This is a genomic window from Nostoc sp. UHCC 0870 (assembly GCF_022063185.1).
Lineage (GTDB): Bacteria > Cyanobacteriota > Cyanobacteriia > Cyanobacteriales > Nostocaceae > Trichormus.
Window position 1 is genome coordinate 1264163 of sequence record NZ_CP091913.1, and the last position, 15092, is coordinate 1279254.

A 15092-nucleotide genomic window follows, 5' to 3' on the forward strand; every position below is an offset into this window, starting at 1 on the left:
TTAAAAATTAGGGACGCACTTTTTGATTAAGTTTTTAATTTGGGATTTTGTATAACTTTGGAATTTCCGTAACCTATTTTTAGTTCCCCTGTATTGGGTGATGATTGAGTAGAAAAATCACAAATAGATTGAAAGGGACAAAAGCGACAGTGATTTCCAGGATTAGGGGGAAATATTTCACTGAAACTTTGAACAGATTCTTGGTATTTCTGGATGTCTAATTGATGTTTTTGAGCAATTTTTACTAACTCAATTTTCAAAGATTCTAATTCATTATTTTTAAGTTGAATTAATTCTGATGCTTGACGAAGTTCTAGATTATAAAATGAGGCGACGGCTTGTTTACCAGGGTAAAGATAACTAGCAGCTAATAAATAAACTAATGCTTGTCTTCTATCAAAATGAGACTTACCAGTTTTAAAATCTACAATATGTAAAGTTTGAGCATCTGACTCAATAAAAACGCAGTCCATTGCTGCATATAAACGGAAGCGATAATTTGCTTGTTCGATAAAAATTGGTTTGGGAAAACCTTCGTCGCCGCGAGTTAGTTGGAGAATCCGTTTACCTAAAAGTAATGGTTCTTCATAATATTTTTTGAGAATTTGTAGCACTCGCTGTTGCACTTGTACAGCCGAGTTATTTAATTTTAACAATTGTGCAACTTGCTCTACTCCATCTGATCTAGTCAACAGATGTCGATTATGATGAAACTCATAAACACCTTTTTGTGCCAGCAACCCAATGCGCTGAGGTGGAGTAGCGTTTGCTAATAGTGCTTTAACCTGTGGTTCATTTTGACGCGCTTTGATAAACCCCCGTCTCATCTGGCAGTGCCAACGTTCTTGCCCCATAGCTGGGGCAACTAAAGACCAGAGGTGATAACTAACAAAAAGTCGTTCGGGGGTTAGCATTGCTCAATAGCAGTAAGAAACAATACGGTGGAAGACGCTTGCAGCTACGCACACTTTGCGGGAAGCTTCCTAATAGAGTTCACAAAATATGGGAGAAAGTGGCAAACATGAGTGGTAGCAATTCTAGCAAGATAATATTTGGCACTGATGGATGGCGAGGAATTATCGCCGATGATTTCACTTTTCCCAATGTGCGGAAAGTAACAAGAGCGATCGCTAGTTATTTGGAAACAGCCTACACAAAAGATAGACCAGTTCTGATTGCTTACGATACGCGCTTTTTAGCTAACGAGTTTGCCCAGACATCTGCCCAAGTCTTAGCTGACTTAGGATGGAATGTCAAAATCACTGATCGGGATTGCCCCACACCAGTAATTGCCTATAATGCCCGTCACCTGAATTCGGCTGGGGCATTGATGTTTACGGCTAGTCATAATCCAGCACCTTACTGTGGGATTAAATATATCCCTGACTATGCTGGCCCTGCCACTCCAGAAATTACTGATACTATTGTGGCAAATATAGAAAGTTCATCGGATGAGTTACCCGGTGACAACCCATCAGGTTCTATTTCTATTTTCGATCCCAAGCCAGACTATCTCCAATTTATCTATACATTGCTGGATGTGGAACGAATTAAGAGCGCACAGCTAAAAGTCAAGTATGATGCGTTATATTCTACATCCCGTGGCTATCTAGATGAAATCTTGCAACAAAGTGGCACACAATTAGAAAGTTTCCACGATTGGCGTGATGTGCTGTTTGGCGGTGGAATGCCAGAACCCAAGGGAGAACAGCTAGTTGAATTAGTGGAAGCCGTTCGTCGAGATCATGCAGATTTGGGCTTGGCGACAGATGGAGATAGCGATCGCTTTGGTATTGTAGATGAACAAGGCGAAGTCCTCACCCCTAATACTGTGCTGTTAGTTTTAGCTAGACATTTAATCAAAAACAAAGGTAAAACTGGTGCGATCGTCCGCACAGTGGCGACAACTCACCTATTAGATAACTTTGCTGCTAAACACGGCTTACCACTTTATGAGACAGCCGTAGGCTTTAAATACATCGGTGAAAAAATGCGGGAAACTGCCGTCCTAATTGGTGGTGAAGAATCAGGCGGTTTAAGTATTATTGGACATATTCCCGAAAAAGATGGCATTTTGGCAGATATGCTGATTGCTGAGGCGATCGCCTACGAAGGTAAACCTTTGAGTCAATTAGTCAAAGAAGCGATCGCAGAAGCTGACGGGCCACTGTATAACAACCGCCTGGACTTACACTTAACAGAAGCCCACAAAGTCGCTGTGATTGACTCCTTTACTAAAAATCCTCCTTCCGAGGTAGCTGGGATTAAAGTTAAAGAAGTCGGACGCAAGGATGGGATTAAGCTGTATCTAGAAGAAGGTAGCTGGGTGTTACTGCGTCCTTCCGGTACTGAACCACTGGTACGCGTTTATCTAGAAACCAACTCCCCAGAGAAACTTAGCCAACTTGCCCAAGAAATGGAAAGTGCGATCGCTAAGTTAGCATAGAACTTTAGACCGCAGATGCACACTGAGATGATCTGTGTACATCTGCATCTATCTATGGTTATATTTTTTATGAAAAGCTTTGCTAATTTGTTGATATCTTTAATTGTAGCGATTTGGGTAGTAGCGATCGCTATTCTTTCCGTCCAAAATTTCGAGCCAGTATCTTTAAAATTCTTAACATTCCAATCAATTAAAATTCCAGTCGGTATAGTGCTGGCGTTTAGTGCTGGTTTGGGGTTGATTGGTGTGGCGATTCTACAGCCTCTCTGGGGTCTGGCGGGTTCGGGTAACTCCCGTTTGGAAGAAGACGCGGAATTTTTCGTCGATGATGAAGATTTTTGATGATTAAAAAAATAATGTAGTAAAAAAGTGTAGAGATACATATAAACACTTGCATCTCTACAAAATTTATTGCTATAAGTTTGAATGAATAGAGTTACAAAATTAAAATGTCCATTCGTGGTTAGGATCATTTAGGGCAGCACGGACAGAAGCCAAATTAGCAAGGTCTTTAAATGGGCTAGATTTAGCTATTTCTGTTATTGAATTTAAGGTAAGAGCTAGTTGTTCGTTATTACCGGATGAGATCGCACTATCAACAACAGCAAATAATAAACGAAAATTCTCCGCACGCTCATCAAAAGAGCGATCTAAATAAGCCATCAGCAACTCTCGCTGGGCGTTAATTTTGGTAATCGTTTCTCTTTTCCAAGCGTCAATTTCTCTACGCTTTGTCTGTTCTTGTTCAGCAATTATTAGGTAATCAGTGTAAGCTGTCACCATTTGCTGTAGGCATTCAGCAGGATTTATAAATTCCTTAACCACTTCTGTGGTAAATTTCTTTGCTGGCATTACTGATTGCCTCCAATAGTACGATATTTAGCTTGGATAGTCACAGTAACAGGATTCAGTTGCCCTTCACTATCTAGAACAGGCGTTTTCATAATTTCGGCTAATGCTTTCACTAAAAGCCCTACTTGTTGGAATTTACTGGCATCTTTGTTGCGATCAAATGGTTGAGACTCTAACTCATCTAGATAGAATACTGCGCGACTATTTAACTCTTCTACCAAGTTACTTAACTCAGTGACCCGCCGTCTGACTTGTCGCAAAAACTCTCTAGCTGCTTCAAGTTTGGCAATTTCAGTATTCACTTTAGCCTCATACTCACGCGCCTTTGTCAAAGCCTCCTCACCTTTACCCGCCAACACAAAACCACCCACTGCTAACGCTGGCCCAACTGTAATACCTCCCAGTACAAAAGTACCAAGTGCCATTCCACCTCCACCAGCTGCTAGTGAACCACCACCAAGCCAAGCTAAAGTTGCATTCCAAGCAGCAGCTCCACTAAGTCCTGATATCGCTGCTCCTGTACCTGCCACCCCTACAGAAGTAGCAAGACTTGTTGCAGTCTGTCCAGCAACAGCCCCTGTAAGGACTGCTTTAACACCGCCCTTAACGAACTGTTCCGCTTCCATCGCATCAGCCTTGTATTGCTCTATCTGCTGAACTGATATTCCATCCAACCCTTCTAAAAATTTCAGATCCTGAGATGAACGTTGCCCAAGTTTCTCAATAAAAGTTACAAATCGACCTATTGTATTTATTTTAACCTTGACCTGAAACTGACCATACTCTTCAGCTAGTTTATTAGTAGCTTCCCAGTCAGCTTTTAATTGATTAACAGCAGACTCATGAAGCTTTTGAGAACGACTACCAATATTATTTGCCTCTTTCATATTACTAACGCCTTCAGTGCCTTTGACAGCACCGTAAGCAGCAGTGCCTAAAGCAATCGCACCAAGGATAAATGGAATTGGCATTAAATACTCCTGATTGTGATTAGTGGTCAGTGGCTCTTGTTCTACGCATTAAATCATCAAATAAAGGCATTGCCTTATACATATATTTCCCTAAGTAACAACCTTGCTAACATTTAGGCAGCAAAAAATTTTAGGAAACCAAGAATTTAAGTATTTTTAGCATTTAAAATACTTTTATGGTTACATATTCAACAAAGTACAGCGAATCTGCGATCGCACTTGACTTAAAGCTAAAATAATGAAGCGTAGTCTTGTAAAAATGATGAGTAATGAAAATTAAAGCAGTTATCTGGCAAGAAGATGATATATGGTGTGGTTCTGTACCAGCTTTACCAGGATGTCACACTTGGGGAGATAGCTACGAACATCTATTAGAAATGCTACAAGATGCGATTCAAGGCTGGCTGGATGTCGCCATTGAAACTAAAAAGATTTGAACCTGAAAACCTAGATTGAATCTAATTATTTGAATTAAGAATTCTAGACTGGTATAAGCCATGACTCAAGCCCTACGCAAGCTGACTACATTTGATGAGTTTGTTGCTAAATATCCAGATGAAACAGGGAAACGTTATGAACTCCATGATGGAGTAGTAGTTGAAATGCCACAACCAACAGGAGAACATGAAGAAGTAACTGGATTTTTAGCCTTTGAAATTACTAGAGAGTGTATCCGTTTAAATCTCCCGTATTTCATACCCAAGACAGCATTAGTCAAACCACCTGAAAATGAATCAGCTTACTCGCCGGATGTGCTGTTATTAAATCGCCCCAATTTAGCCAATGAACCTCTATGGAAGAAAGAATCTACTGTCATTCAAGGAATATCAATCCCGTTAATTATTGAAGTAGTGAGTACAAACTGGCGTGATGATTATTTGAAAAAATACGCTGACTATGTTCGCGTAGCGTCTCGAAGAGAGGTAATGGGGATTCCTGAATACTGGATTGTAGATTATGCAGGATTGGGAGGTAGGGAATTTATAGGGAATCCTAAACAGCCTACAATTTTAGTTTGCTGTTTAGAAGAGGGTGAGTATACTGTAAGAAAATTTAGAGGTGACAACCGTATTCAATCTGTAACCTTCCCTGATTTGAATTTAACTGCACAGCAAATTTTTAATGCTAGTTTGTGATTATGGCTGTAAATTACCACAATATTATTACAATTGAACCAGGAAAAAGAGGCGGTAAACCTTGTATTCGGGGAATGCGAATAACTGTGTATGATGTGTTATCTTATCTTGCCTCTGGTATGACCTACGAAGAAATACTTGATGATTTTCCTTATTTAACGCAAGAAGATATTTTGGCTTGCCTCAGCTACGCAGCCGATAGAGAAAGGCAAATGCTTACTATGCCAGCATGAAATTACTTTTTGACCATAATCTCTCACCTCGATTAGTAGATCAATTGGCTGATATTTACCCAAACTCTCAGCACATTTTTCTTATTGGTTTAGATCAGGCAGATGATCGAATTGTGTGGGAGTATGCACAACAAGGTAAATTCACTATTGTGACTAGAGATGCTGATTTTAATGAATTAAGTATTCTGAGAGGATTTCCACCGAAAGTTATCTGGATTCGTCGTGGTAATTGTTCAACCAAACAGATTGCAGAAATCTTGCGATCGCATTTAGAAGACATCCAAGCCTTTGTTGAAAATCCCAATGTAGGAGTCTTGACGCTTTATTAATCTGAATAAATAGCTAAGTTTGGTAGCTATGGGTTAATTGTAGCTTCAGGTAATCGATAAAATCTAGCATTTCTGTTTCAGAAAGATGATAGCGCGATCGCTTGCCGTATTTTTGCTGTAAAAACTCTCGCCCCTGTTCTGGACTCCAATTTAATTGTGATAAATATGTATCAGTCTGAGCAATGAAACCTGCACGATGTTCAGATGAATTTAACTCTTGATGGGAATTTTGAGTATTGTTAATTTTCAGACTAACTTTCTGCCCTAAAGCTGGCCAATCTATTTCTTTATGTCCATCCCAGCTAACACCTACAGCACGATAAGTTACTGGATTATAGATTGTACAAAATACGATTGTTTTATCACCAGGGCTAACTGCAATTGTTAGGGGCTGACATAATTGTTCATGTGTCAACGCATCCAGTGAAAGTAACAAACTTTTGGAAAAATACGATTCACTACCTGAGCGAACTACATAAGGTTTATCTGCCAAGATATGCAAATCAGTTTTTTCAGATTCACCGTGTGATGTCTCTACTTTTTTATTAACTTCTATACCTGTGATTAATCCTGTCAAAGCTCTATCATAAATCGGAATTGGCTTAGTATCATCCGAGAGCATATACCAACAGTGATCGTTTTCCTTGCTGACAAAGACATATTGAGGTTTTGGGATAGAGCCGAACCCTAATTTCACATCCATAATTAGCTTGACAGTTTCCCTAAATAGATTAAGCAGACACCCAACTTCGATAAATACATAGTCAAATGCTGAGTATCGTTAATAGATATAATTCCCCAACCATCAAGCTAATTAACATCATAAAATACTCTGCTTAACCCTCCGCGCTCCTCCGCGTGAACCTCCGCGCCCCTCTGCGTTAAAAAAAATCAAACATTTGCGATATTCCCATAAATTAAACCTCACATCAAGCGGGAATCTGAGCCTTGACGTGAGGTTAAGGTATAGCGCAGGCGAATGTGAAAGTGAAAGTTTAGTGAATTATGCTGTGATTGTGCGATCGCACCCATCGCACCCAAAGATGATCTCACACTATAGTTTCTGGCTCGAAACCTAACGCCTTTAACCTGTTTTCTAGCATTTTCACCCGTTCTTCCGCTTCTAAACGTTGCCGTTCTTCCACATTTGCTTTTTCTTGTGCTACGAAAATTAGTTCTTCTGGTGTCAGCAATCTACGTTTTTGATTGTCATACCAGTACAACCATTCCCTAGCGATTCCTTGATAAAGTCCTCGTTCTCTCCCAATTCCTAAGCCAATTTCTGGCAACCAAATGGGATTTCCTGACATGAGGAAATATTCCCCATCTTCTAGGCGATAGACTTCCAAAGCCGGATTTTTGCGCCGGAAAGGATTGTACACAACGTAGTACAAAATTCCCATCTCAGCATAAACTTCTTTTTTGGTGCTGTATTCTCCTAGATGTTTCGGCGAGGCTACTTCTATTGCTATAATTGGCGGATTTTCTTCTTCCCACAGCACATAGCTGAGGCGTAAATCCCCATCAACAAAACGTTTGACTCCTACACTGAGAAAACCATCAGGGACGATCGCTGGTTTTTCTGGGTCATAATAAATACCCATATTTACACCAAAGTACCAATCCCATCGGTCTAACCAAACCAAAGCCAGTGTAGCTTTTAGTAAACTAGGAATTAAATCTTGTATTTCATTATCCACAGGCGTATCCTCGGAGTTCGGTAGCTCTTCGGAAGATGGTAAACAGTGTAACGAATTGTAGTTTAACATGAGAGGTTTTCACAGATTCTAATTTTAGATATAGAAATTTATTGAACATAAATTGACTAACAAGTAACTAAAGATAGCGTACATCAATATGCTGGACATAACGCACTCTCTATAAATTGTGTGTTTTCATCAGATATTAGTACAGTGCGGCGAAAATCAAGATACCATTCTCAATCGTTCAAAATCTTAAAATACAGGACTTTTGATTTTTGACTTTTGACTTCCGCCTAGGGGTGCTAGGCACTATCAAAGGATAATAAAGTTAAGGAGGAATAGAAAATATTTTTATTTTCTTAATAAGAGTGTAACTTATGAATCAAACCCCTATTACAGTCACTTATTCATTAGAGGAAATTTTAGGGCAAATCAACCAGAAGCTAGATGTCTTACAAAAAGACGTTACAGAAATTAAAATTAGCCAAATTAAACTAGAAGCTGAACTAACGGGAAGAATTGATAAACAAGACGCTCAACTAACAGGAAGAATTGACAAATTAGAATCTGAAGTGACAGGAAGCATTGACAAGCTAGAATCTGGAATGACAGGAAGCATTGACAAGCTAGAATCTGAACTTAAGGGAGAAATTAAGGCATTGGAAACAGAGGTTAAGGGAATCGGTAAGCGGCTAGATACCCAAGAATTTATCAATCGTTCTGTGGTGGTTGGCTTTGTCTTAGCATTGACAGCCGGAGCTATCAAGTTATTTTTCCCCAACATCCCTAATTAGTGTTGTGATGGTGAGCAGAGAACCCCGATTTCTCCAAGAAACCGGGGTTCTAAAATTTCGTAATTCTCAACAAATCCCAATTAATTACCAATTGCTGGTGCATTCAAAGAAACTGCTGCTGCTTCTGGTTTTTGATCTGCCAAGGTGGGTACAGAATCACGCAACCTAGCTGTCAGTTGTACAGTTGTAGCGTCGTACATCTGAGTCAATAACTTGGGATAAAAACCAATACCGATAATAGGTACTAACAGACAAGCAATGATAAAAACTTCACGAGGTTCAGCGTCTATCAAAGCTTGATGAGAAACTAATTCTTCGTTTTCTTGTCCGTAGAAAATTTCCCGCAACATTGATAGCAAGTAAATGGGAGTTAAAATTACCCCGACTGCCATCAGAAATACGACAATGACTTTAAATGTAGGGCTATAAGCGTCACTGGTAGCAAAGCCGACGAATATCATTAACTCTGCCACGAAACCACTCATACCTGGCAATGCTAAGGAAGCCATTGAACAAGCGGTGAACATGGCGAAAATCTTCTGCATCCGCTTACCGATACCACCCATTTCATCCAACATCAGGGTGTGTGTCCGGTCGTAGGTTGCACCGACAAGGAAGAACAAACTCGCCCCAATTAACCCGTGTGACACCATTTGCAATACTGCCCCACTTAATCCTAAATCGGTGAAGGAGGCAAACCCAATAATCACAAACCCCATGTGAGAAATTGAAGAGTAAGCAATTTTGCGCTTCAGGTTACGCTGGGCAAAGGATGTTAAGGCAGCATAGATGATGTTAACTACCCCCAGAATCACTAGAGCGGGGGCAAAATAAGCATGGGCATCTGGTAGAATGCCAGCATTCATGCGAACTAGGGCATAACCACCCATTTTCAGGAGAATACCAGCCAGTAACATATGTACGGGGGCTGTAGCTTCACCGTGGGCATCTGGTAGCCAGGTATGCAGGGGAATGATAGGTAACTTGACGGCGTAGGCAATCAGCAAGCCACCGTAAATTAACAATTGGAAATTTAAAGCGTAATCTTTGAGAGCGAGCGATCGCATATCAAAGGTGACATCATTGCCATAAAAGGCCATTGTCAACGCTGCGATTAAAATAAACAGCGAACCGCCAGCCGTGTACAAAATAAACTTGGTGGCTGCGTATTGGCGTTTTTTACCGCCCCAAATTGCTAGCAGCAGGTAAACGGGAATCAATTCCAACTCCCACACCAGGAAAAATAGCAGCATATCCTGGACAGCAAACACGGCGATTTGACCGCCATACATGGCCAAAAGCAAAAAGTAAAACAGCTTCGGCTTGAGTGTCACAGGCCAAGCCGCTAAAGTTGCCAAGGTAGTAATGAATCCAGTCAACAAAATCAATGGCATAGACAAGCCATCTACCCCTACTGACCAATTCAAATCTAGTTGGGGGACCCAGGCATAACTCTCCACCATTTGCAAGTCAGGATTGGAGAAGTCATATTGGGTATAAAAGGCGTAAACAATCAGTGCGAAATCTATCAGCCCCACAATTAGGGAGTACCAACGCACTGTTTTGCCGTCTTTATCTGGGATAATGGGGAGCAGTAGCGACGCAGCGATCGGTAACAAGATAATCGTCGTCAGCCACGGAAAATTAGCTGTATTCATCACAATTTGTCTGCTATCAAAATCATGTTTGCCAAAAAGCCACTAGTTATTAACTAACAGCTTTTTGACGATTTGGCATTTATTGTTAGTTTGATTTAATCAAATTGGCAATCCCACCTTTTTCGATTCAGAGTCTTTTTTAACTTGATGGATACCGAATATCGCTTGGGGAGTATGATGTGCGATCGCCTAATTTAATTTTTGATATTCAGCGAAAATTAGCCTGTACAAACATCAAACATATACAGGACTTACCCAAATGGCACAAGCTACTGGCGTGAAAAATATTGATTTATATCAACTTCATCAAAAATCTATTGCATCATTTTAGGCGTGTCAGCATGAATAATTTCTTGGTGTAGCTAGGTTTTCACACACTGACGCACCCTACATATCTATTCACTGTTAAGCTTCCGCCTGACCGTTATCATCTGGTGCTTGCATTTGTTGTAAAACAGCTGCATGAATCTTACTATCAAAGTCAGGATCATCTACAGTTGTAATAACGTTGCGTGGACGATCGCCGAGTCTATCTAAATAAGCTCGAAGAGCTGCCTTATCCTCACGGTGTCTGAGAAAGTGTTCTCTTAACTCTTGATCTGACATAGCAGCATAGTTAACTTGACTCATCAGAACACCTCTCCATTTGGTGTAATCTGGAACTCTACATTTTCAGTATTTCCAGCCAAAACATACAGATTGTTTGTTCGATCGTCAATACAGACGAGATGTATAGGTTGAAGCACAATATACGTTAGCCAATAGCTAAGACGATATAAACCTCTTAGTTGGGCATCAGTAGGCATTTAAATCGCTCACTCCACACGCTTTCGATTCTAGCATTTGCCTGAAATTTTCTAGATGTATTCAGGATTAAATTCACTTCCAAATAATTATTACAAGCAAAAAAAAGGAGTCTTAATTTAGACTCTGAAAAAACTTAGGGGCAGACGGTTGTCCACCCCAATAAAAATCAGGTGACACCGAAGAAAATGACTAAGCCCAAAACTGCCCCAAATACTATCAAGGCGTAGAATTGAACACGACCATTTTCTAGGTATTTTAGACCTTCACCACTAACGAGGGTGAAAAAGCCTGTAAGGTTAACTGCACCATCAACCACTCGGAAGTCTACTTCCATCACTTGTCTAGCTAGGCGGCGTAAACCCAGGACAAAGACACGGTGGTAGATGTCATCGAAATACCACTTGTTGAGGGATAGTTCGTAAAGTGGCTTGATTTTAGCAGCGATCGCAGCTGGGTCAATTTTACGCTGCAAATACATCAAAGAAGCCAAGGTAATCCCTATTAAGGAAACACCGACTGAACCACCCGCCATGACATAAAACTCATTGGGGTCGAACTCGGCGGCTTTTTCGAGGACTTCAGCCATGCTTTCTGTCGGGGAGAAGATAAACCTTTCAAAGTAATTGTTGTAGGGTGTACCTACTAAACCAATCAACATTGAAGGTATAGCCAACACTAGCAAGGGTAAGGTCATCGTCCAAGGCGACTCATGGGGAGAATGACTATGATGACCGTGATCACCATGATGATCCCCTTTAGCTGCCAATTCTCCTTTTTTCATTGCCCCAGGGCCAAAATTTGGTACTGGTGCGGCTGATGCTGAATCTAGTTCGAGAACAATTGTTGCTGCTTTCTTAAGCTTATCTTTGATTTTTTCGTCATTACCCCGGAATTTACCTTCAAATGTCGAGAAATACATTCTAAACATATAAAAAGCTGTGATTCCGGCAGTAATCCAGCCAATAAACCAGAGAAGCGGGTTAGCAGCATAGGCTGAACCGAGAATTTCATCCTTTGACCAGAAGCCAGCAAAGGGAGGAAGCCCAGAAATTGCCATGCAACCAATTAAGAATGTCAATCCGGTAGCGGGCATATACTTCCGCAATCCACCCATTAAGCGCATATCTTGTGCCAATACTGGGTCATGACCTACGACACCTTCCATGCCGTGAATCACCGAACCAGAACCCAAGAACAACATCGCCTTGAAATAGGCGTGAGTCATCAGGTGAAATAAACCAGCACTGTACGCACCTACTCCCATGGCCATGACCATGTAGCCTAACTGGGAGATGGTGGAGTAAGCCAAACCCTTCTTGATGTCGTTTTGGGTCATGGCAATAGTAGCCCCCAAAAACGCCGTAAATGCCCCTGTAAAGGCAATCACGTTCATTGCGGCTGGAACGTGTTCAAAAACGGGGTACATCCGGGCAATCAGGAATACCCCAGCTGCCACCATTGTTGCGGCGTGGATTAAGGCAGAAATGGGGGTGGGGCCTTCCATTGCGTCTGGTAGCCAGACGTGTAGGGGAAATTGAGCGGATTTAGCAACTGGGCCGAGGAAAACTAAAATCGCAAACACAACTGCCAGGAAATTGCTCAATGAGCCTGTTTCTACCAGTTCTGCTAGGCGATCGCCCATTACGGTAAAATCGAAGCTGCCTGTAGCCCAAAATAGCCCCAGAATGCCGAGGAGTAGACCGAAGTCGCCGACGCGGTTGGTGACAAATGCTTTTTGAGCTGCATCTGCGGCTGACTTGCGATCGTACCAGAAGCCAACTAGCAAGTAGGAACACATCCCCACTAGTTCCCAGAAGATATAAATCTGTACTAGGTTCGGGCTGACCACTAAACCCAACATTGATGAGCCAAACAAGCTGAGATAGGCGTAAAATCTCACATATCCTGGGTCATGAGACATATAGCCATCGGTGTAAACCATGACTAAGAAGGCTACCGTTGTGACAATCACCAACATCAGGGATGTGAGGTTGTCGATAGTGTAGCCCATGCTCAGGTGGAAATTGCCTGCTGCTGCCCATTCTAGGGTGTGGAGATAGGTTGGGTGTCCTTGGAGTTGACTCCACAGCAAGGCAAGGGACAGACCCATCGCTGCGCCCATCAGGGAAATGATCAACACAGCATTTAGCTGCCGCAGGCGGTTTGTTGTCTCGTTAAACGAAATCAAGCCTAGACCGACTAGCATTGCCCCCAAAAGTGGCAATACCGGGATCAGCCAGGCGTATTGATAGATTACTTCCATCACTGACGGGTACTTTTAGGATTCTTGACTTACTTTGGACTTTACTGTACAGTTTTGCCGACAGCAACTGTCCAGGTCGGAACTGTTAACAATTGTGACACACACCCTAGATGATAAAATACCCCACTCGAACACATTTGAGTGGGGTGTTAAGCATGGTTTTAGATTTGAGGACACATTAATTCAAAATTCAAAATTCAAAATTCAAAATTCAAAATTAAATAAATCCTGGGGAATGGGGACTGGGGACTGGGGACTGGGAAGGGAATTTTAGATTAATCCACAATCCACGCATTGAATTGCCCAATCCCCAATGCCTAATTAGGCTAAATGTAATTCTAATTCGGATGTTGTAACGCTACTGTAAGCTTTGGGACGATTGCTGTAGTTGAGTTTGATGTCCTCTAAAGCTAGACGTAAGTCGTCTCTACCACGAAAGCCTTCTAGACGATGCCGAATTACGCCATTTTCAATTAGCAGTAAGGTTGGCAGAGACTTTAGGCGATAGGTGTTAGATAGCTTGAAATTTTCATCAGCGTTAATCCCAACTAACTTAATTTGATCTCCACATTGAACTTGAAATTGCAGCAACAAAGGGTGGATGATGCGACACAAGCCACACCAAGGTGCTTCAAAATTGACTAAAACGGGAACTGGAGATTCTAAAACTTCTTGAGTAAATGTCCGCTCACTAACCGACAACACCATGATGCCTCTAGAATTATAGGTTTTTATTATCAAACTAGCTATCAGCAGAATGAAGTTAGCAAGCTAATCAACGCTTCATAGCAGGTATTTTTCAAAATTGTTGTTGTTTCTGGCACAAAGACCAGCACGATTTTAACGGCAAAAATTTGGTTATTCAAGTCCCGGCAAGTTCTTGCCGAAAGGGTGTTTTGAGTGCTTTGCTGTATACTCCCTAACAAAAGTGATTGCTTCGTGACTTACCCATATACAAATATGGAAACCAATGACTACACCCTGACTAACAGCTATTTCAATTAATCCTACATTGATTTGGTAGCAATTGATAAGGGGATTTTTTTCCTAGGTTAATATTTTTTTCTGGATTGGGGATCAGTCAAAACTACCAACTTACCCTACTAGTTGCCACAATTAACAAGGGATGCGCCCACCAAAGTAGTCCAATGAAAATACCAACACCTAAGTAAGCAGGACGGATGAATTCCTGCCATTTAAGCGATTGACGACCATCAATAACTGCCGCAAAGGGCATGATGGAGGTGCGTTGTTTGACAATTTCAAAGGCTTCACCATAGCGGGAGTGTAAACGGCGATCGCCATGCCATACTCCAAATAAATGATGCAACACTAAGCCAATGGATGTCACTAGGGTAAAGCTAGTCCCTAACCACAGGGTATGGGCAACGCACCAAATTATTTGCCCCACCATTTGGGGGTGACGGGTAATCCTGATCACCCCTGTTTCATAGAGATGCACTTGGGGCTTTTGAATAGCAGCAATTTCTAGTAGATTGAAGGTGGCAGGATACAAAAATAAAAATGAAATCGCTGACAATACCCAAACTGTGGCTTTTACCCCTGGTACACCCTGTACCTGCCAAAGTTGCGCGCCTTCGTAACGGTGATTAAAAAAGTAAGTAATTACTATGACCGCTAACGGTAGACTAATTAATGCAAAAATAATGCGATAAAGCCTTGGCCCGATGCGCTTTTCTGCCCAAGGTCGCAAAGCTGCCCCCCCACTGTGGGCGATCGCAAAAATTAACAGTAACCCCAGCATGACAAAATGACTCGGAGCTAACCAAGGATTCAGCATCATATAAACAGGTAAAGTAATTTAAAGAAAAGTTAACTATATACAACCAATACCACAAAGTATTCAACAGGGGACTTGCGTCAAAATGTTGTGGTACTG

The 15092-nt window shown here is 41.4% G+C and carries 19 protein-coding genes; 7 read left to right on the forward strand and 12 right to left on the reverse strand.

The genetic code is table 11. The features are described from left to right. Nucleotides 1-26: 26 nt before the first annotated feature. Nucleotides 27-914: a PD-(D/E)XK nuclease family protein gene (locus tag L6494_RS05620; protein WP_237992137.1), complete on the reverse strand. Its 888-nt coding sequence runs from the start codon at nucleotides 912-914 to the stop codon at nucleotides 27-29. Nucleotides 915-1021: 107 nt separating this feature from the next. Between L6494_RS05620 and L6494_RS05625 the strand changes: the two genes are divergently transcribed. Next, on the forward strand, nucleotides 1022-2446 hold the full coding sequence (locus tag L6494_RS05625) for a phosphoglucomutase/phosphomannomutase family protein (RefSeq protein ID WP_237992139.1): 1425 nt from the start codon (nucleotides 1022-1024) through the stop codon (nucleotides 2444-2446). Nucleotides 2447-2515: 69 nt separating this feature from the next. After that, on the forward strand, nucleotides 2516-2788 hold the full coding sequence (locus tag L6494_RS05630; RefSeq protein ID WP_237992141.1) for a DUF1049 domain-containing protein: 273 nt from the start codon (nucleotides 2516-2518) through the stop codon (nucleotides 2786-2788). A gap of 102 nt (nucleotides 2789-2890) precedes the next feature. Here the strand turns inward: L6494_RS05630 and L6494_RS05635 are convergent, their stop codons facing one another. Continuing rightward, a complete protein-coding gene (locus tag L6494_RS05635; protein WP_237992143.1) occupies nucleotides 2891-3298 on the reverse strand; it encodes a hypothetical protein in 408 nt (135 codons plus the stop codon). Continuing rightward, complete coding sequence (locus L6494_RS05640) at nucleotides 3298-4269, reverse strand: hypothetical protein (RefSeq protein WP_237992145.1); 972 nt, start codon at nucleotides 4267-4269, stop codon at nucleotides 3298-3300. The genes L6494_RS05635 and L6494_RS05640 overlap by 1 nt, the downstream gene beginning before the upstream one ends. A 269-nt stretch (nucleotides 4270-4538) precedes the next feature. Here L6494_RS05640 and L6494_RS05645 point away from each other — a divergent pair, with 269 nt between their 5' ends. Genes L6494_RS05645 through L6494_RS05660 form a run of 4 tightly spaced genes read left to right on the forward strand, consistent with a single transcriptional unit; the run spans nucleotide 4539 to nucleotide 5967 of the window. Then, nucleotides 4539-4706: a type II toxin-antitoxin system HicB family antitoxin gene (locus tag L6494_RS05645; RefSeq protein ID WP_237992147.1), complete on the forward strand. Its 168-nt coding sequence runs from the start codon at nucleotides 4539-4541 to the stop codon at nucleotides 4704-4706. A 60-nt stretch (nucleotides 4707-4766) separates the two neighbouring features. Further along, the gene (locus tag L6494_RS05650) at nucleotides 4767-5405 is read left to right on the forward strand and encodes a Uma2 family endonuclease (RefSeq protein ID WP_237992155.1); all 639 of its coding nucleotides are present in this window, start codon (nucleotides 4767-4769) and stop codon (nucleotides 5403-5405) included. 2 nt (nucleotides 5406-5407) lie between these two features. Continuing rightward, nucleotides 5408-5638: a DUF433 domain-containing protein gene (locus tag L6494_RS05655; RefSeq protein WP_103136055.1), complete on the forward strand. Its 231-nt coding sequence runs from the start codon at nucleotides 5408-5410 to the stop codon at nucleotides 5636-5638. Then, complete coding sequence (locus L6494_RS05660; RefSeq protein ID WP_237992166.1) at nucleotides 5635-5967, forward strand: DUF5615 family PIN-like protein; 333 nt, start codon at nucleotides 5635-5637, stop codon at nucleotides 5965-5967. The genes L6494_RS05655 and L6494_RS05660 overlap by 4 nt, the downstream gene beginning before the upstream one ends. A gap of 13 nt (nucleotides 5968-5980) precedes the next feature. On the opposite strand, the gene L6494_RS05665 is transcribed toward L6494_RS05660, so the two are convergent. From L6494_RS05665 to L6494_RS05670, 3 genes are all read right to left on the reverse strand, one after another. After that, nucleotides 5981-6670 (reverse strand): hypothetical protein, encoded by a 690-nt coding sequence (locus tag L6494_RS05665; RefSeq protein ID WP_237992168.1) that lies wholly within the window; start codon nucleotides 6668-6670, stop codon nucleotides 5981-5983. Between the two features lie 221 nt (nucleotides 6671-6891). After that, nucleotides 6892-7020, reverse strand: a complete 129-nt coding sequence (locus tag L6494_RS30855) for a hypothetical protein (RefSeq protein ID WP_269139284.1) — start codon at nucleotides 7018-7020, stop codon at nucleotides 6892-6894. Continuing rightward, entirely contained in the window at nucleotides 7017-7736 is a 720-nt protein-coding gene (locus L6494_RS05670) for a Uma2 family endonuclease (protein ID WP_237992170.1), read from the reverse strand. The genes L6494_RS30855 and L6494_RS05670 overlap by 4 nt, the downstream gene beginning before the upstream one ends. Nucleotides 7737-8047: 311 nt before the next feature. On the opposite strand from L6494_RS05670, the gene L6494_RS05675 reads away from it, so the two are divergent. Next, nucleotides 8048-8464, forward strand: coding sequence for a hypothetical protein (locus L6494_RS05675; RefSeq protein ID WP_237992172.1), 417 nt, complete (start codon nucleotides 8048-8050; stop codon nucleotides 8462-8464). A gap of 80 nt (nucleotides 8465-8544) precedes the next feature. On the opposite strand, the gene L6494_RS05680 is transcribed toward L6494_RS05675, so the two are convergent. From L6494_RS05680 to L6494_RS05700, 6 genes are all read right to left on the reverse strand, one after another. Further along, a complete protein-coding gene (locus L6494_RS05680) occupies nucleotides 8545-10122 on the reverse strand; it encodes an NAD(P)H-quinone oxidoreductase subunit 4 (protein WP_237992175.1) in 1578 nt (525 codons plus the stop codon). 405 nt (nucleotides 10123-10527) lie between these two features. Further along, on the reverse strand, nucleotides 10528-10752 hold the full coding sequence (locus L6494_RS05685; RefSeq protein WP_237992177.1) for a DUF6887 family protein: 225 nt from the start codon (nucleotides 10750-10752) through the stop codon (nucleotides 10528-10530). Further along, nucleotides 10752-10928, reverse strand: coding sequence for a DUF6888 family protein (locus L6494_RS31125; RefSeq protein WP_442946982.1), 177 nt, complete (start codon nucleotides 10926-10928; stop codon nucleotides 10752-10754). The genes L6494_RS05685 and L6494_RS31125 overlap by 1 nt, the downstream gene beginning before the upstream one ends. Before the next feature lie 167 nt (nucleotides 10929-11095). Further along, entirely contained in the window at nucleotides 11096-13192 is a 2097-nt protein-coding gene (locus tag L6494_RS05690; RefSeq protein WP_237995843.1) for an NAD(P)H-quinone oxidoreductase subunit 5, read from the reverse strand. Nucleotides 13193-13513: 321 nt separating this feature from the next. Further along, a complete protein-coding gene (locus L6494_RS05695; RefSeq protein WP_237992179.1) occupies nucleotides 13514-13900 on the reverse strand; it encodes a thioredoxin family protein in 387 nt (128 codons plus the stop codon). Nucleotides 13901-14279: 379 nt separating this feature from the next. Further along, the gene (locus L6494_RS05700; RefSeq protein ID WP_237992181.1) at nucleotides 14280-14996 is read right to left on the reverse strand and encodes an NnrU family protein; all 717 of its coding nucleotides are present in this window, start codon (nucleotides 14994-14996) and stop codon (nucleotides 14280-14282) included. Nucleotides 14997-15092 lie beyond the last annotated feature (96 nt).

Excerpts from the sequence above, each read along its gene's own strand:
- L6494_RS05680 (WP_237992175.1), bottom strand. The coding sequence starts at position 10,122 with ATGAATACAGCTAATTTTCCGTGGCTGACGACGATTATCTTGTTACCG.
- L6494_RS05645 (WP_237992147.1), top strand. The coding sequence starts at position 4,539 with ATGAAAATTAAAGCAGTTATCTGGCAAGAAGATGATATATGGTGTGGT.
- L6494_RS05690 (WP_237995843.1), bottom strand. The coding sequence starts at position 13,192 with ATGGAAGTAATCTATCAATACGCCTGGCTGATCCCGGTATTGCCACTT.
- L6494_RS05685 (WP_237992177.1), bottom strand. The coding sequence starts at position 10,752 with ATGAGTCAAGTTAACTATGCTGCTATGTCAGATCAAGAGTTAAGAGAA.
- L6494_RS05620 (WP_237992137.1), bottom strand. The coding sequence starts at position 914 with ATGCTAACCCCCGAACGACTTTTTGTTAGTTATCACCTCTGGTCTTTA.
- L6494_RS05625 (WP_237992139.1), top strand. The coding sequence starts at position 1,022 with ATGAGTGGTAGCAATTCTAGCAAGATAATATTTGGCACTGATGGATGG.
- L6494_RS05655 (WP_103136055.1), top strand. The coding sequence starts at position 5,408 with ATGGCTGTAAATTACCACAATATTATTACAATTGAACCAGGAAAAAGA.
- L6494_RS05640 (WP_237992145.1), bottom strand. The coding sequence starts at position 4,269 with ATGCCAATTCCATTTATCCTTGGTGCGATTGCTTTAGGCACTGCTGCT.
- L6494_RS05670 (WP_237992170.1), bottom strand. The coding sequence starts at position 7,736 with ATGTTAAACTACAATTCGTTACACTGTTTACCATCTTCCGAAGAGCTA.
- L6494_RS31125 (WP_442946982.1), bottom strand. The coding sequence starts at position 10,928 with ATGCCTACTGATGCCCAACTAAGAGGTTTATATCGTCTTAGCTATTGG.
- L6494_RS05635 (WP_237992143.1), bottom strand. The coding sequence starts at position 3,298 with ATGCCAGCAAAGAAATTTACCACAGAAGTGGTTAAGGAATTTATAAAT.
- L6494_RS05650 (WP_237992155.1), top strand. The coding sequence starts at position 4,767 with ATGACTCAAGCCCTACGCAAGCTGACTACATTTGATGAGTTTGTTGCT.
- L6494_RS05700 (WP_237992181.1), bottom strand. The coding sequence starts at position 14,996 with ATGATGCTGAATCCTTGGTTAGCTCCGAGTCATTTTGTCATGCTGGGG.
- L6494_RS05665 (WP_237992168.1), bottom strand. The coding sequence starts at position 6,670 with ATGGATGTGAAATTAGGGTTCGGCTCTATCCCAAAACCTCAATATGTC.
- L6494_RS05660 (WP_237992166.1), top strand. The coding sequence starts at position 5,635 with ATGAAATTACTTTTTGACCATAATCTCTCACCTCGATTAGTAGATCAA.
- L6494_RS05675 (WP_237992172.1), top strand. The coding sequence starts at position 8,048 with ATGAATCAAACCCCTATTACAGTCACTTATTCATTAGAGGAAATTTTA.
- L6494_RS05695 (WP_237992179.1), bottom strand. The coding sequence starts at position 13,900 with ATGGTGTTGTCGGTTAGTGAGCGGACATTTACTCAAGAAGTTTTAGAA.
- L6494_RS05630 (WP_237992141.1), top strand. The coding sequence starts at position 2,516 with ATGAAAAGCTTTGCTAATTTGTTGATATCTTTAATTGTAGCGATTTGG.